General features: G+C 69.0%; 12 protein-coding genes. 8 read left to right on the top strand and 4 right to left on the bottom strand.

Annotation, left to right across the window (positions count from 1 at the left end; genetic code table 11):
* Positions 1-11 precede the first annotated feature (11 nt).
* Positions 12-1,463 carry a GMP reductase gene (gene guaB1 / locus ACX80K_RS16930; protein ID WP_459273071.1) on the bottom strand — a complete coding sequence of 484 codons (1,452 nt, stop codon included), beginning with the start codon at positions 1,461-1,463 and terminating at the stop codon, positions 12-14.
* 247 nt (positions 1,464-1,710) lie between these two features.
* Here guaB1 and ACX80K_RS16925 point away from each other — a divergent pair, with 247 nt between their 5' ends.
* The 6 genes from ACX80K_RS16925 (at position 1,711) to ACX80K_RS16900 (ending at position 12,750) form a co-directional block, all read left to right on the top strand.
* On the top strand, positions 1,711-5,553 hold the full coding sequence (locus tag ACX80K_RS16925; protein WP_459273070.1) for a multifunctional oxoglutarate decarboxylase/oxoglutarate dehydrogenase thiamine pyrophosphate-binding subunit/dihydrolipoyllysine-residue succinyltransferase subunit: 3,843 nt from the start codon (positions 1,711-1,713) through the stop codon (positions 5,551-5,553).
* Positions 5,554-5,676: 123 nt separating this feature from the next.
* Positions 5,677-6,276, top strand: a complete 600-nt coding sequence (locus ACX80K_RS16920; protein ID WP_104179042.1) for a GDSL-type esterase/lipase family protein — start codon at positions 5,677-5,679, stop codon at positions 6,274-6,276.
* Between the two features lie 229 nt (positions 6,277-6,505).
* The gene (locus ACX80K_RS16915; protein ID WP_459273068.1) at positions 6,506-8,290 is read left to right on the top strand and encodes an ABC transporter family substrate-binding protein; all 1,785 of its coding nucleotides are present in this window, start codon (positions 6,506-6,508) and stop codon (positions 8,288-8,290) included.
* A 101-nt stretch (positions 8,291-8,391) separates the two neighbouring features.
* Positions 8,392-9,924 carry an ABC transporter permease gene (locus ACX80K_RS16910; RefSeq protein WP_459273067.1) on the top strand — a complete coding sequence of 511 codons (1,533 nt, stop codon included), beginning with the start codon at positions 8,392-8,394 and terminating at the stop codon, positions 9,922-9,924.
* Between the two features lie 10 nt (positions 9,925-9,934).
* A complete protein-coding gene (locus ACX80K_RS16905) occupies positions 9,935-10,969 on the top strand; it encodes an ABC transporter permease (protein ID WP_459273066.1) in 1,035 nt (344 codons plus the stop codon).
* Complete coding sequence (locus tag ACX80K_RS16900) at positions 10,969-12,750, top strand: ABC transporter ATP-binding protein (protein WP_459273065.1); 1,782 nt, start codon at positions 10,969-10,971, stop codon at positions 12,748-12,750. The genes ACX80K_RS16905 and ACX80K_RS16900 overlap by 1 nt, the downstream gene beginning before the upstream one ends.
* A gap of 60 nt (positions 12,751-12,810) precedes the next feature.
* Here ACX80K_RS16900 and ACX80K_RS16895 read toward each other — a convergent pair whose 3' ends face one another.
* A complete protein-coding gene (locus ACX80K_RS16895) occupies positions 12,811-13,776 on the bottom strand; it encodes a zinc-binding dehydrogenase (protein WP_459273064.1) in 966 nt (321 codons plus the stop codon).
* A 149-nt stretch (positions 13,777-13,925) separates the two neighbouring features.
* Between ACX80K_RS16895 and ACX80K_RS16890 the strand changes: the two genes are divergently transcribed.
* Positions 13,926-14,000: a 50S ribosomal protein bL37 gene (locus ACX80K_RS16890; RefSeq protein WP_369299106.1), complete on the top strand. Its 75-nt coding sequence runs from the start codon at positions 13,926-13,928 to the stop codon at positions 13,998-14,000.
* A 104-nt stretch (positions 14,001-14,104) separates the two neighbouring features.
* Here ACX80K_RS16890 and rsrA read toward each other — a convergent pair whose 3' ends face one another.
* The gene (gene rsrA, locus ACX80K_RS16885) at positions 14,105-14,365 is read right to left on the bottom strand and encodes a mycothiol system anti-sigma-R factor (RefSeq protein WP_104179046.1); all 261 of its coding nucleotides are present in this window, start codon (positions 14,363-14,365) and stop codon (positions 14,105-14,107) included.
* Positions 14,362-15,057 carry a sigma-70 family RNA polymerase sigma factor gene (locus ACX80K_RS16880; protein ID WP_459273063.1) on the bottom strand — a complete coding sequence of 232 codons (696 nt, stop codon included), beginning with the start codon at positions 15,055-15,057 and terminating at the stop codon, positions 14,362-14,364. The genes rsrA and ACX80K_RS16880 overlap by 4 nt, the downstream gene beginning before the upstream one ends.
* 419 nt (positions 15,058-15,476) lie before the next feature.
* On the opposite strand from ACX80K_RS16880, the gene ACX80K_RS16875 reads away from it, so the two are divergent.
* Positions 15,477-16,025, top strand: a complete 549-nt coding sequence (locus ACX80K_RS16875; protein WP_459273062.1) for a DoxX family protein — start codon at positions 15,477-15,479, stop codon at positions 16,023-16,025.
* Position 16,026: the final 1 nt, after the last annotated feature.

Below are 16,026 nucleotides of genomic sequence, written 5' to 3'. Positions count from 1 at the left end.
GCCGGGAGCGCCTACCAGCTCTGCTGGAGCGGCCGGCCCTCCTCGTACCCGGCCGCCGACTGCACGCCGACGACGGCCCGCTCGCGGAACTCGGCCAGCGATGCCGCGCCCGCGTAGGTCATGGAGCTGCGGACGCCGGCGGTGATCAGGTCGACGAGGTCCTCCACGCCGGGGCGGGCCGGGTCGAGGTACATCTTCGACGTGGAGATGCCCTCCTCGAAGAGGCCCTTCCGGGCGCGGGCGAAGACGTCGTCGCGCCGCGTGCGGTTCTGCACGGCACGCGCCGACGCCATGCCGAAGCTCTCCTTGTAGCGGCGTCCGTCGCTGTCGGCCTGGAGATCGCCCGGGCTCTCGTAGGTCCCGGCGAACCAGGACCCGATCATGACCTGGCTCGCACCCGCGGCGAGCGCGAGGGCCACATCGCGCGGGTACCGGACGCCGCCGTCGGCCCACACATGGGCGCCGAGCTCGGCCGCGGCCTGCGCGCACTCGTGGACGGCGGAGAACTGCGGGCGGCCGACGGCGGTCATCATGCGCGTGGTGCACATGGCGCCGGGTCCGACGCCGACCTTGACGATGGAGGCGCCGGCGGCGACGAGGTCGCGGACGCCGTCGGCGCTGACGACGTTGCCGGCGACGATCGGGACCCGGGGGTCGAGGCCGCGGACGACGGCGAGCGCGTCCAGCATCTTCCGCTGGTGGCCGTGGGCGGTGTCGACGACGAGGACGTCGACGCCTGCATCGAGCAGGGCGCCGGCCTTCGCCTCGACGTCCCCGTTGATGCCGACCGCCGCGGCGACGCGGAGCCTGCCCGCGGCGTCGACCGCCGGCTCGTAGATCGTGGAGCGGAGCGCGCCGGTCCGGGTGATGACACCCTGCAGCACGCCGTCCCGCACCACCGGAGCGAGGGCGACGCGGGCACCGTCGAGGTCCTCGAAGGCCTTCTGCAGCGCCGCGGCCGGGTCGTCGTCGAACAGGGACGCCTCGAACGGCGCGGGCGCGGCGCGCATGACGGACTCGAGCGAGGCGAAGCGGTCCACCTCCTCGCAGTCGGCGGCGTTCACCACGCCCACGCACGCGCCGGCCGCGTCGACGACGAGGACCGCCCCGTGCGCACGCTTGTGCATGAGGTGGAGGGCGTCGATCACGGTGTTGCCCGGCTGGAGCTTCAGCGGCGTCTCGAAGACGGGGTGGCGGTCCTTGACCCACGAGGTGACCTCGGCGATCACCTCGACCGGCACGTCCTGCGGCAGGACGCCGATGCCCCCGCGCCGCGCCATGGTCTCCACCATGCGGCGCCCGGTGACCGCCGTCATGTTCGCGACGACCAGCGGGATGGTGGTGCCCGACCCGTCGTCGGACGAGAGGTCCACGTCGAAGCGGGAGACGACCTCGGAGGCGCTCGGGACGAGGAAGACGTCCGAATAGGTGAGGTCGGTGGTTGGCGGAGTGATGAAGCGCACGGTTCTCCCTGCGTCGACGGCCGGACGGGCAGCCGGATGGACAGCCGCGAAGAGTCTAGTGCGTCGCCTGCCGAGGGGCACATCGCCCGGGCGCGGAGAGTATCGCACGGCCCCGCTCCGCGCGACACGCCTGATTGGCCGTTGCCTACTCCTGTCACTACACTTGGACAGGGTTCAGACGCGGCTTCCGGCCCGTCGTGCCGCCCGCACCGCGCTCAGGGCAACTTACGGAAGAGGCGTATACCAAGTGCCAGAACAAACCAGCCATCGCCTGCCTGAAGAATTCGGCGGGAACGAGTGGCTTGTTGATGAACTCTACGAGCAGTTCCAGCGGGACCGGCACTCGGTCGACAAGAAGTGGTGGGAGCTGTTCGAATCGTTCGACGCGGAGAAGTCGCCGGCCGGGAACGGACGCGGCGCAGCCGGGACGACGGACCGGCCCACGGGTGCCGTCGCGGCCCCCGCCGCCCCGCCCGCGGCTCCGGGCAGCAATGGCACGTCCGTGGCATCGCCGACTCCCCCGACGAAGGAACTGCCGGTCGTGAAGGCCGAGGCCGCAGCGCCGAAGGCCTCCGGCGAGAGCCCGGCCGGCACCCAGCAGAACGGCAAGCCCCCTGTGGCGAAGGAGCCGGCGAAGAAGCCGGAGGACAAGCCCGCCGCCAAGCCCATCCCGGCACAACTGCCCGCCTCGGACCGCAACGCCGAGATGGAGGAGAACAGGGTCAGCGTGCTGCGCGGCCCGGCCAAGGCCATCTCCACCAACATGGAAGCCAGCCTGAGCGTCCCGACCGCGACCAGCGTCCGCGCCATCCCGGCCAAGCTGCTCATCGACAACCGCGTGGTCATCAACAGCAACCTGGCACGCGCCCGCGGCGGCAAGGTCTCCTTCACGCACCTCATCGGTTACGCGATCATCCGTGCCCTCGCCCAGTTCCCGTCGCAGAACGTCTACTACGACGTCGTCGACGGCAAGCCCTCCGCGATCCAGCCGGCCCACGTGAACTTCGGCCTCGCCATCGACATGCCGAAGCCCGACGGCACGCGGTCCCTCGTGGTGCCGAACATCAAGAAGGCCGAGACGATGAACTTCTCGGAGTTCTGGCACGCCTACGAGGACCTCGTGAAGAAGGCCCGCGCCGGCAAGCTCGGCGCGGACGACTACGCCGGCACCACGGTCTCCCTCACCAACCCGGGCGGTATCGGCACGGTCCACTCCGTGCCCCGCCTCTCCAAGGGACAGGCGTGCATCATCGGCGCCGGCGCCCTCGAGTACCCTGCGGAGTTCCAGGGCTCGAGCGAGAAGACCCTCGCCAAGCACGCGATCAGCAAGACCATCACCCTGACCTCCACCTACGACCACCGCGTCATCCAGGGTGCCGGCAGCGGCGAGTTCCTGCGGATCATCCACCAGCTGCTGCTGGGCGAGCAAGGCTTCTACGACGAGATCTTCGAATCCCTGCGGATCCCCTACGAGCCCGTGCGCTGGAGCGCCGACATCCAGGTGGACCCGGTCGACCAGATCAACAAGGTCGCCAGGATCCAGCAGCTCATCCACGCCTACCGCGTCCGCGGCCACCTCATGGCGGACACCAACCCGCTCGAGTACGTGCAGCGCAAGCACGCCGACCTCGACATCCGCACGCACGGGCTCACCCTCTGGGACCTCGACCGCGAATGGCCCACGGGCGGCTTCGGCGGCCAGCCGATGCTCAAGTTCCGCGACATGCTCGGCGTCCTCCGCGACGCCTACTGCCGCACCACCGGCATCGAGTACATGCACCTCCAGGACCCCGTGGAACGCCAGTGGTTCCAGGACGAGCTGGAGCACCCCTACTCCAAGCCCAGCCGCGAGGAGCAGCTGCGCATCCTGCACAAGCTGAACTCGGCCGAGGCCTTCGAGACCTTCCTGCAGACGAAGTTCGTGGGGCAGAAGCGCTTCTCCCTCGAGGGCGGCGAGTCCCTGATCCCGCTGCTCGACGCCGTGATCTCCGGCGCGGCCGACGACGGCCTCGACGAGGTCGCGATCGGCATGGCCCACCGCGGCCGGCTGAACGTGCTCACCAACATCGCCGGCAAGACCTACGCCCAGGTGTTCCGCGAGTTCGAGGGCACGCAGGATCCCCGCTCCGTGCAGGGCTCCGGCGACGTGAAGTACCACCTCGGCACCGAGGGTACGTTCACGTCCGACGCCGGCAACGAGACGAAGGTATACCTCGCGGCGAACCCGTCCCACCTCGAGGCCGTGGACCCTGTGCTCGAGGGCATCGTCCGCGCCAAGCAGGACCTCCTGGACCAGCGCGACACCTTCCCCGTGCTGCCGATCCTCATCCACGGCGATGCAGCCTTCGCGGGCCAGGGCGTCGTGGCGGAGACCATGAACCTCTCCCAGCTGCGCGGGTACCGCACGGGCGGCACCATCCACGTCATCGTCAACAACCAGGTCGGCTTCACCACGAGCCCCACGTCCTCACGCTCCTCGGTGTACTCCACCGACGTCGCGAAGATGGTCCAGGCACCGGTGTTCCACGTGAACGGCGACGATCCCGAGGCCGTGGTCCGCGTGGCCCAGATGGCGTACCAGTTCCGCCAGCGGTTCAACAAGGACGTCGTCATCGACATGGTCTGCTACCGCCGCCGCGGCCACAACGAGGGCGACGATCCCTCGATGACGCAGCCCATGATGTACAACCTCATCGAGGCGAAGCGCTCGGTCAGGAAGCTCTACACCGAGGCGCTGATCGGCCGCGGCGACATCACGCAGGAGGAGGCCGAGCAGGCCCTGCGCGACTACCAGGAGCGCCTCGAGCGTGTCTTCGCCGAGACGCACGCGGCGCAGACCTCGCCGATCCCCGTCGTCACGAAGGACCCGCAGGCGGTGTCCGACCTCGAGCGCCCCTACGCACAGCAGGCGGACGGCGGGGACGGCGAGGCACCGCAGACGGCGATCAGCGCGGAGACCCTCGCGCACATCGGTGCGGCGCACACCTCGATCCCCGAGGGCTTCACCGTGCACCCGAAGCTCAAGGCCCTGCTCGACAAGCGCGAGCAGATGTCCCGAGAGGGCGGCATCGACTGGGGTTTCGGCGAGATCGCCGCCTTCGGGTCCCTCCTCATGGAAGGCGTACCCGTGCGGCTCGCCGGGCAGGACTCGCGGCGCGGCACCTTCGTGCAGCGGCACGCGGTGTTCCACGACCGGGCGACCGGCCACGAGTGGCTGCCGCTCGACGACCTCAGCCCGGACCAGGCCCGGTTCTGGGTCTACGACTCCCTCCTCAGCGAATACGCCGCCATGGGCTTCGAGTACGGCTACTCGGTGGAGCGTCCGGACGCGCTCGTGATCTGGGAGGCGCAGTTCGGCGACTTCGTCAACGGCGCGCAGACCATCATCGACGAGTTCATCAGCTCCGCGGAGCAGAAGTGGGGACAGCGCTCCTCGCTCGTGCTGATGCTGCCCCACGGCTACGAGGGCCAGGGCCCCGACCACTCCTCGGCGAGGATCGAGCGCTTCCTGCAGATGTGCGCGGAGAAGAACATGGTCGTCGCCAACCCGAGCTCGGCGGCATCCCACTTCCACCTCCTGCGTCGCCACGCCTACAACCGCCCGCGGAAGCCGCTCGTGATCTTCACCCCGAAGCAGCTCCTGCGCCTGAAGGCCGCGGCGAGCCCGGTCGAGGAGTTCACGCAGGGCACCTTCCGTCCCGTCATCCCGGACACGCTCGAGACGCCGGGGAACGACGTCGAGCGCGTGATCCTCGTGTCGGGACGGCTGTACTACGACCTCCTGGCGGCACGGCAGAAACTCGACGACGGCAGGACCGCGATCGTGCGCGTGGAGCAGCTGTACCCGCTCCCCGTCGACGAGATCACGTCCGCCCTCGCCGCCTACCCCGGCGCAGAGATCGTCTGGGCGCAGGACGAGCCGGCCAACCAGGGGCCGTGGCCGTTCATCGGTCTCAACCTGCCGCAGGAACTCGACCGGAGCATCCGCCTCGCATCGCGTCCGGCCTCGGCCTCGACGGCCACGGGATCGGCGAAGAACCACGCGGTGGAGCAGGAACTCCTCATCAAGAAGGCCTTCGGCCGGCAATAGTAAGCTCTCAGTATGATGTCGGGTGGGGCCACAGGCCCCACCCCATGTCTTTAAGGGCACGAAGAGGCGTATGCCGTTCCCGGCCGCCCTGCTCCATCCGACGACCAGCACACCGAGGGACCAGTGGAACAACGCAGAATCCGGCTAGCAGCAGTGGGCGACGAACTCCTCGCGGGGCTCGGTGATCCCCGCGCGCTCGGGTGGTTCGGGCGCGTGATGGCCCGGACGCGACCGGACAACGCGTCCGTGGAGGCCTACAGCCTCCCGGCTCCCGGCGAGGGGACCGAGGCCCTCGCCAACCGCTGGCTGCAGGAGGTCGGCCGCCGGTTCGACGGCGGCTTCGAGAACCGCCTCGTGATCGGCCTCTCGGACCGGGACCTCGACCTCGAGCTGTCCACGGCGAGGAGTCGCCTCAACCTCGCCAACATCCTCGACGGCGCCTCGCAGATGAGCGTGAAGGTGCTCGTCGTCGGCCCTCCCCCCGGGCTCGACGCGGAGCGGAACCGCCGGCTCGCCGATCTCTCGGCCGCCTTCGGCGACGTCACGACACGCCGCAAGCACGTCTTCGTTGACACCTTCACCCCCCTGCTCGCGCACGAGCAGTGGCGCCACGACCTCGCCTCCAACGGCGGCACCCCCGGCCAGGCCGGCTACGGCCTCGTGGCCTGGCTCGTCCTGCACCGCGGCTGGTTCCAGTGGCTGGAAGTGCCCGCGCCAGAGTAGGGCACGCGACGCGGACCGAGCCCCGGGGACACGCCATCCCCGGGGCTTTTCCCATTGCTCAGAGACCTTATATTTCCCGGAGGTAACAAATGGGTTATCAATGGTTCACTGAGTGTCCGGAGGCAACGATCCTTCGCTATGCTGTCCGAGTGTGATTGCCGTCACTGCAGCAATCCGCCTCGTGGGGCGCCCCTTCGCCCCTCGCGCCAAGCACAGTAAGGACTATTCAATGCGTAATAAGCGCACTATGACGCTCGCCGCACTGTCCATCGGAACGCTCATGCTGAGCGCCTGTGGATCGGCGGGCGGAACGGCCGAGACCCCTGCATCGGAAAGTGCCGAGGAGAACCTGGCGACGACGATCAACATCGCGATCAGCCAGGCGCCCACGGGTTACAACGGCAACACCGCGGCCACGAACTCCGTGTACAACGGCTACGTGGACAACCTGACCTCGGGCGGCTTCGCGGCCTTCACGGCAGCCGGGGAACTGGAGCCCAATACGGACTTCGGCACCTACGAGAAAACCAGCGACGACCCGCTGACGATCAAGTACACCATCGACGAAGATGCTGTCTGGTCCGACGGCGTGCCGATCGACTACGACGACGTCCTGCTCAGCTGGGCCGCACTGTCCGGCACGCACCCGAGCGGCGAGAAGGACCCCGACACGGGCGCCGAGTCGGACCTCTTCCTGGCGGCCTCCACCAACGGCTTCGCCCAGACGAAGATGATCGAGGGCGCGGCCGGCGACAAGGAGTTCGAGCTCGTGTTCAACGAGCCCTACGCCGACTGGGAAGCGCTCCTCACGCCCGGGACCATCATGCCCGCGCACATCGCCGCGGAGCAGGCGGGGCTCTCCCCCGAGGGCGACGGCGCCGAACTCATCGACGCCATCCAGGCCACCGACATCGCGGCCCTGAAGCCCGTCGCCGAGTTCTGGAACTCCGGCTGGGACTACGAGGTGGACCTGCCCACCCTCCCGGACACGGCCCTGCTCCCCTCCTCCGGCCCCTACAAGCTGGACAACGCCACCAACGGCACCCTGACGCTCGTCAAGAACGACAAGTACTGGGGCGAGGAGCGTGCCGGCAAGACCGACACCATCGTGTTCAAGACGGTCGTCGACGAGGAAGCCGTCCAGGCGCTCCAGAACGGCGACGTCGACGTCATCGACCCGTCCAGCCCCACGGTCGACACCAAGGCGGCCCTCGAGCAGATCGGCGAGACCGTCACGGTCGACACCGGGACGTCGCTGACCTTCTCGCACATCGACCTCGACCAGCGCCCCGGCGCCGTCTTCGAGGACGTCAAGGTACGCCAGGCCTTCAACGCCTGCGCGCCCCGCGCCGACATGGTGGACAAGTTCGTGACCCCCATCGATCCCGAGGGATCGGTCATGAACCTGCGCGAGTACCAGCCGGGCCAGCCCGACTACGACACGGTCCTCGATGGGGCTCCCGCGGCCCAGGGTGACGGCGCCGCCGACATCGAAGGCGCCAAGAAGCTCCTGAGCGAGGCCGGCAAGACCGAGCCCGTGAAGGTCAGCCTCATGTACGCCTCCACGAGCCAGCTCCGCGCCGACATGGTCGCCCTCGTCAAGGACTCCTGCGACAAGGCCGGCTTCGAGATCATCCCGCAGCCCGAGGCGGAGTGGAGCGCCAAGCTCTCCCAGCCCGGTGCCTGGGACGCCGTCCTGTTCGGCTGGGCCGGCTCCGGCCTGGTCGCCTCGGGCCAGTCGATCTACGTCTCCGGTGGCGAGCAGAACTTCGGCGGCTACGCCGACGAAGAGGTCGACCGCCTCTGGACCGAGATCGCCACCACGACGGAAGCGGACAAGGTGCCTGCGCTCAAGACCGAACTCGAGCAGCGCCTGGCTGAGACCCAGTACAACGTGGTGCTCTACGCCAACGCCGACATCATCGCGCACTCCTCGAAGCTCCAGGGCGTGGAGATGAACCCCACGCAGACCGGCATCACCTGGAACGCCTACAGCTGGACGAAGCAGGCCTGATTGCCTCTTCCGGATCACGCATGAGGACGGGCAGGCCCTCGGGCCTGCCCGTCCCTGTGCCCGGCCGCGTGCCAGCCTGCACCGTTTCCTAGGAGCCCCCCGTGTTCTACTTCATCGCCAAGCGATCCGTCATCTCGTTCTTCATCATGCTCGCAGCGACCACGCTGATGTACTTCCTCACCATCTCGTCGGGCGACCCGTTCGAGGACCTCGGTGAGACCAGCGGTCCGGAGAAGGCAGCCACCATCGCCGCCCGCACCGCCGCCATGAACCTCGACGTCCCGCCGATCCCCCGCTACTTCCTGTGGCTCCAGGACGTCGGCCACTGCCTCGTCCCCGGCGGCATCAGCTGCACCCTGGGCCAGGACCGCACCGGCGCGGCCGTCCTCCCGCAGCTCGAGAACGCCATGGGCTCCACGCTGCGACTGGTCGTCGTGGCGACCGTCCTCGCGCTGGTCCTCGGCGTGGTGGTCGGCATCGTCACGGCGATCCGCCAGTACAGCGTCTTCGACTACTCGGTCACCTTCATCTCCTTCCTGCTCTTCTCGCTCCCCCTGTTCTGGCTCTCGACGCTCCTGAAGCAGTACCTGGCGATCGACCTCAACACGTGGCTGGCGAATCCGCAGTTCTCCTATCTCTCGATCGCCCTGATAGGGGTGGTCGCCGGCGTCGTCTGGGCGGTCGTCGTCGGTGGCGACCGCCGGCGCAGGCTGACGGTCTTCGCCGTCGCCGCGGTCGGCACGGCACTCGCCCTCTACCTGCTGCTCGTCACGGGCTGGTTCTCGGCGCCCGGCCTCGGCCTGATCGGGATGCTGGTCTCGGCCGCGGGTGTCGCCGTCCTCTGGACGGCCCTCCTCGCCGGTTTCCGCCGTCGTCGCGTGCTGCAGGCGGCACTCGCCGCCGCCGGCGTGAGCTTCGTCGGCTACCTCGTCTCCATCCCGCTGCTCGAGGACCCGAACTGGCTCCTCGTGGTGGCACTCGTCGTCGTCACCGCCGTCGTCGCCTACGTGGTCGCCGGCGTGGTCGGTGGCCCGTTCCGCGCGCAGGCCGCGAAGATCGGCGCCGTCATCGCGGTGTCGGTCGGCCTGCTGATGGTGCTCGACCGCCTCCTGCAGGCGTACCCGACGCTGTCCGCGAAGGCCGGCGGACGGCCCATCCCCACGACCGGCTCCGAGTCGGCGAACCTCGACGGCACGTTCTGGGAGATCAACCTCGATTTCGCGCTGCACCTGATCCTGCCCACCATCGCGCTGACGCTGATCTCCTTCGCCACCTACACGCGGTACACCAGGGCCAGCCAGCTCGACGTCATGAACCAGGACTACATCCGCACCGCCCGCGCCAAGGGGCTCAGCGAGCGCACCGTCCTCGTCAAGCACGCCTTCCGCAACGCGATGATCCCGATCACCACCCTGATGGCCTTCGACTTCGCGGGCGTCCTCGGCGGTGCTGTCATCACGGAGCAGGTCTTCGGCTGGAACGGCATGGGCAAGATGTTCGTCGACGGCATCGCCAACGTGGATCCGGGGCCCGTGATGGCCTTCTTCCTCGTCGTCGGGACGGCGGCCGTGCTGTTCAACATGCTCGCGGACATCGCCTACGCGTTCCTCGACCCGCGCATCACCCTGAGCTAGGACATCCATCATGAGTAATCACGAGAACACGCGGGACGACTCCCGCGCGTCCGTCGAGCTGTCGGAGATGACCCTGCAGAGCCAGGACACCGACATCGCGACCGCCGTCCCCACGCGGGACCAGACCGACCGCATCCGGACGACCGAGGCCAAGAGCCAGGGGCGCCTCATCAGGGAGCGCTTCTTCCGGCACAAGGGAGCACTGGCCGGGATCGCCCTGCTGGCCCTGATCTTCGTCCTCGCCTTCACCTCGATCGGCTTCGCCGGCATCCCCGGCTGGTGGAACAAGGACTACGACGTCCTCGCGGACCGGTTCAACGAGGGCAAGCCCACCCTGACGCTGTGGCCGTTCAGCCTCGGCGAGCACCCCTTCGGCCAGGACGTCCTCGGCCGCGACTACTTCGCCCTGACCATGCGCGGCACGCAGACCTCACTCATCATCGCGTTCATCGTGGGCCTCGTGGCGATGGTCATCGGCACCACCGTGGGCGCGATCGCAGGGTACTTCCGGGGCTGGACGGAAGCGTTCCTCATGCGGATCACCGACGTCGTCATCACCATCCCCACGGTCGTCATCGCGGCCGCGGTCGCCGGTATCGTCGCGCAGTACGGCATCATCCCCTTCGCACTGTTCCTCGGAGCCGTCACCTGGACGGGCCTCGCGCGGCTCGTCCGCGGCGAGTTCCTCTCCCTGCGCGAGAAGGAGTTCGTCGAGTCCGCGAAATCCGTGGGCGCCAGTTCGGCCCGCATCATCTTCCGGCACATCCTGCCGAACACGGTCGGCGTCATCATCGTCTCCACGACGCTCGCCATCTCGGGCGCGATCCTCCTCGAGACCGCCCTCAGCTACCTGGGCCTCGGTGTCACGGCGCCCGACACCTCCCTCGGCAAGGCCATCAACGATAACCGCTCGGCCCTCACGGTGCGCCCCTGGCTGTTCCTGTGGCCCGGAGCGTTCATCATCGGCATCGCCCTCGCCGTCAACTTCATCGGTGACGGCCTGCGTGACGCGTTCGACCCCAAGCAGACAAGGGTGAAGCAGTAATGAGCACCAGTTCCGTCATCATCTCGGACGAGCAAGCGCCCGTCGGCAACGGCCCCATCCTCGCCGTCAAGAACCTCGGTGTGGAGTTCAACGTCGACAACGAGTGGGTCATGGCCGCCGAGGAGGTCTCCTACGAAATTCACCCTGGCGAGATCCTCGCGATCGTCGGCGAATCAGGGTCCGGCAAGAGCATGTCCTCCATGGCCCTGCTCGGCCTCCTCCCCCGCAACGGGCGGTCCTCGGGCAGCGCGAAGATGCTCGGCAAGGAACTGATCGGAGCATCGCAGGGCACGCTCCGGCGGGTCCGCGGCAACGAGATCGCGATGATCTTCCAGGAGCCCATGACCGCGCTCAACCCGGTGCTCACCGTCGGCGAGCAGATCCGCGAGGCCGTGGAGCAGCACACCGAGCTCTCCCCCGCGCAGGCGAAGAAGCGCGCCATCGAGCTCCTGCGCATGGTCGAGATCCCCGAGCCGGAGCGCCGCTACGACAGCTTCCCGCACCAGTTCTCGGGCGGCCAGCGCCAGCGTGCCATGATCGCGATCGCCCTCGCCAACGACCCGATGCTGCTCATCGCGGACGAGCCCACCACGGCGCTCGACGTCACCGTGCAGGCCGAGGTCCTCGATCTCCTGCGCAAGCTCAACAAGCGGCTCAACAGCGCGGTGCTCCTCATCACCCACGACATGGGCGTGGTGGCCGACCTCGCCGACCACGTGGTGGTCATGGAGCGCGGGCGCATCGTCGAGGCTGCGCCCACGGCGCAGCTCTTCGCGGCCCCGGCCGAGGCCTACACGCAGCAGCTCCTCGGGGCCGTCCCGCACCTGGGATCCAAGGTGGGCGGTGTCCTCACCGACGTCGAACTCGTGGACGGGCACCTGAGCATCCACAGGGAGTACGCGGAGGCGGCGATCCGGGCCCAGGAGTCGCGTACGGCGTCCGGCGTCGTGCCCGCCCTCGAACTCACAGACGTGGACATCGAGTACCCCGGGCGATTCCGCCAGCCGGCCTTCAAGGCCGTCTCGGGGGTCTCGTTCACCATCAACCCGGGCGAGGTCCTGGGACTCGTCGGAGAATCGGGATCGGGCAAGTCGACCATCGCGCGGGCCGTCACCGGTCTGATCAGGACCGCCGGCGGACGGGTCAGCATCGGCGGCACCGACATCACCGCGCTCAGCCCGCGGCAGCTGCTGCCGTTGCGCAAGAAGTTCGCCATCGTGTTCCAGGACCCCGCGGCGTCCCTCAACCCGAGGCTGTCCATCGGCGAGAGCATCGGCGAACCGCTGTTCCTGCACGAGAAGCCGGGACGGGCCGAGCTGGACAAGCGCGTGGCGTCACTCCTGGAGGACGTCCAGCTACCGGTCGCGTTCCGCAACCGGTACCCGCACGAGCTCTCCGGCGGGCAGCGCCAGCGCGTCGGCATCGCCCGCGCGCTCTCGCTGCGGCCGGACCTCCTCGTCGCGGACGAGCCCACCTCGGCGCTCGACGTCTCCGTGCAGGCGAAGGTCCTGGAACTGCTGCAGGAGCTCCAGCGCGAACGCGGGTTCGCCTGCCTGTTCGTCAGCCACGACCTCGCCGTCGTGGAACTCCTCGCCAGCCACATCGCGGTGCTCAACAAGGGCATCCTCGTGGAGCAGGGCAGCACCGAGCAGATCCTGAAGTACCCCCGCGATCCGTACACGCGCCGCCTGCTCGCTGCGGCGCCGGTGCCGGACCCGGCCCACCAGGCGCTGCGTCGGGAGCAGCGCTCGGCGCTGATGGCGGCCGGCGCCGTCGACTGACGAGGACGACGAAGGGACCCTCCGCGGAGGGTCCCTTCGTCGCGTTCCGGAGGCCGCTGCTCAGTGGCGGAAGACGATCTTCCCGAACACGTCGCCGTCGAGCATGCGCCGGAAGCCCTGCGCGGCGTCGTCGAGGGGCAGGACGGTGTCGATGACGGGCCGGACACCCGTGGCGACGAGGAAGCGCGTGAGCCGCTCCAGTTCCTCGCGGGTGCCCATCGTCGAGCCGAGCACGCGCAGCTGGAGGAAGAACACCCGGTTGAGGTCGGCGGAGGGCGCGGGTCCGCTCGTCGCCCCGCACGTCACCACGGTGCCGCCGGGTACGAGCGACTTCAGGGAGTGCGCCCACGTGGCCTCGCCGACGGAGTCGAAGACGACGTCGACCCGCTCGGGCAGGCGGGCACCGGCGTCGAACGCCTGCTCCGCGCCCAGGCCCAGTGCGCGCCCCCGCTTGTCCTCGCTGCGGCTCGTGGCCCAGACACGGAAGCCCGCCGCCGCGGCGAGCGCGATGAGCGCGGTGGCGACGCCGCCTCCCGCGCCCTGCACGAGCACCGTCGATCCCGGGGAGGCCGGGGAGACGGTGAACAGCATGCGGTACGCCGTCAGCCAGGCGGTGGGGAGGCAGGCCGCCTCCTCGAAGGACAGCTCCGCGGGCTTGGGCACGAGGTTCCGCGCGGGCACCCAGACGTAGTCCGCCATGGTGCCCGGGTAGCGCTCGGACAGGAGGGAGCGCCGCGGGTCGAGGGTCTCGTCACCACGCCAGTCGGGCGACGGGACGACGCCATGCACGATCACCTCGTTGCCGTCGTCGTCGATCCCTGCCGCATCGCAGCCGAGCACCATGGGCAGCCGGTCCTGCGGCAGCCCGACACCCTTCAGCGACCACAGGTCGTGGTGGTTCAGGCAGGACGCCACGACCTTCACCCTGCGGAAGTCGGCCGGGGCGTCGGGGACCTCGAGGTCGCCGACGGTGAGGCCGGCGAGCGGATCGTCCCCGGACTGGGTGGCTGCGTAGGCGGCGCGCATGCGGGAGCTCCTTCGGTGAGGGATGGTCCCCTCATCCTAGGGGCAGGCCCCACGGCGCTGGCCGCGCTGTTTAGGTGACGCCCGCAGCCGTATGGGAGACTGGGGTGCAGATCTGCACGACTTAGTGCCTGAAGAAGAAGGAGGCAGCCATGAGCAAGCGAGCACGCAAGCGTCGCGACCGGAAGCGTGGAGGCGCGAACCACGGTAAGCGCCCCAACACCTGAGTCCAAGCGTATTGCAGCACCGACGGAAGAACCTCCGGCCCGCAAGGGTACCGGAGGTTCTTCCGTCTGTGCTGCCGGTCGCTGCCGGTCCTGCCGGGGCGGCGTCAGTGGTCGACGGTCCGCAGGTGGCTGATGCGGTCGAGGATGCTCGCCTTCAGCGTCGACGGCGCCACCTCGGTGCACGACCGCTTCACGACCGACCGGATGACGCACTCGAGGTCGTGCTCCTCCGCGCACTGCGGGCACCCGTCCAGATGGTCCTTGATCTCCACGAGGTCCTGATGGGACAGCGCACCGTCCAGGTACTCGTAGAGCCGTTCGATCCTCGAGTCGGCGCAGTCGCCCAAACTCCCGCAATCGCTCATTTCCTCATCTCCTGTTCCTTGCCCGCTGCACCTGCTGCGACCGGGGTCCTGGTACCAGCACCACTGGTGGTACCCAGCCCCCGCTCGTGCGCGTACTCGGCGAGGAGTTCCCGCAGGAGCTTGCGGCCGCGGTGCAGCCGGGACATGACGGTCCCGATGGGCGTGTTCATGATTTCCGATATCTCCTTGTACGCGAAGCCCTCCACGTCGGAGAAGTACACCGCGAGCCTGAACTCCTCGGGGATCGCCTGCAGGGCGTCCTTCACATCGGAGTCCGGCAGGTGGTCCAGCGCCTCGGCTTCCGCCGAGCGCAACCCCGCCGGGGTGTGCTCGGCCGCCTTCGCGAGCTGCCAGTCCTCGATCGTGTCCGAGTGCGACTGCAGGGGCTCGCGCTGCCTCTTGCGGTAGAGGTTGATGTAGGTGTTGGTGAGGATGCGGTACAGCCACGCCTTCAGGTTGGTCCCGGGCTTGTACTGGTGGAACGCGGAGAACGCCTTGGTGTAGGCCTCCTGCACCAGGTCCTCGGCGTCGCTCGGGTTCCGCGCCATGCGCATGGCGGCGGAGTAGAGCTGGTCGACGTACTGCATGGCGTCACGCTCGAACCGTGCCTTACGGTCCGCCTCGGACTCCGTCGACACGTCCAACTCTGCATCTTCGGCCTGACTGCTGCCTGCGGGGGCTGTGGTATTCATCGTGCCAAAGTCTACGCGTCGAACCCGCCGCGGCCCGGTGGGGGCCTCGTGCTTGACCGACGTCGAGAGCTGGAAATCCGGTCTGTCGACCGTCGCGGTCCGTGCACCCGTCATCCGTGCATCCCCTTCCCCCTGCTGCTTCCACTGTCTTCGTTACCCCTCGTCCAACCTGCTCGCGGGGCCTTCTATTCCTGCGCGCCCTTCCCGCTCGCGGTCCTGCCCGGTCCCCGGACGGGTCCGCACCCTCCGGACCGGCCGCGGGCGGAGGCCCCGACGCACAGCGGGGCGGCGTCCACGCTCCGGGACCCGGGATCGCCCCGGCCGATGCGGCGTGTAAAACTAGATCCAGCGTGCTGAGTACCAGTGGAGCAGTACAGAACCGATGACCGGCGGATGCCGCCGGCAACCAGGAGGCAGTTGTGACCCTTGTCCGCGTAATCGCCCGACCCCTGCTCGCCAGCAGCTTCGTGTTCTCCGGTGTGGACCGGCTGCGCACGGCGGGTGCCACGGCCCCGCAGCTCAAGCCCGTCCTCGCGAGCGTGTCGAAGGTCGTCCCGGCGGCCTCCGCCCTCACCGACCACGAGAAGCTGGTGGGACAGGTCCTCGGCGCCACGCAGGTCGGGGCAGCACTCCTGCTCGGCATCGGCCGGTTCTCCCGCGTCGCGGCGCTGCTGCTGACCGTGACCGCCACGGTGAACGCCCTGGTCGACTACCGGTCGGCGGACGCCTCCACGCCCGCGGCCAAGAAGGCCCGCCGCGCGCAGCTGCTCAAGCACCTCTCGCTCATCGGCGCCGTCCTGCTCGCCGCCGTCGACACGAACGGCCGTCCGGGGATCGCCTGGCGCGCGGAGCACCTCGCCCTGGATGCGAAGAAGAATGCCGCCGGTTTCCGCAGGGACGCCCGCAAGCAGCTGAAGAAGGCCGACCTGGCCGTGCGCAAGACCGCCGCCGACGTCGTCGGTTCCTAGG

The organism is Arthrobacter sorbitolis, assembly GCF_054510995.1.
The sequence above is the reverse complement of the archived record's forward strand: the minus strand, read 5'-3'. Positions and strand labels throughout refer to the sequence as shown.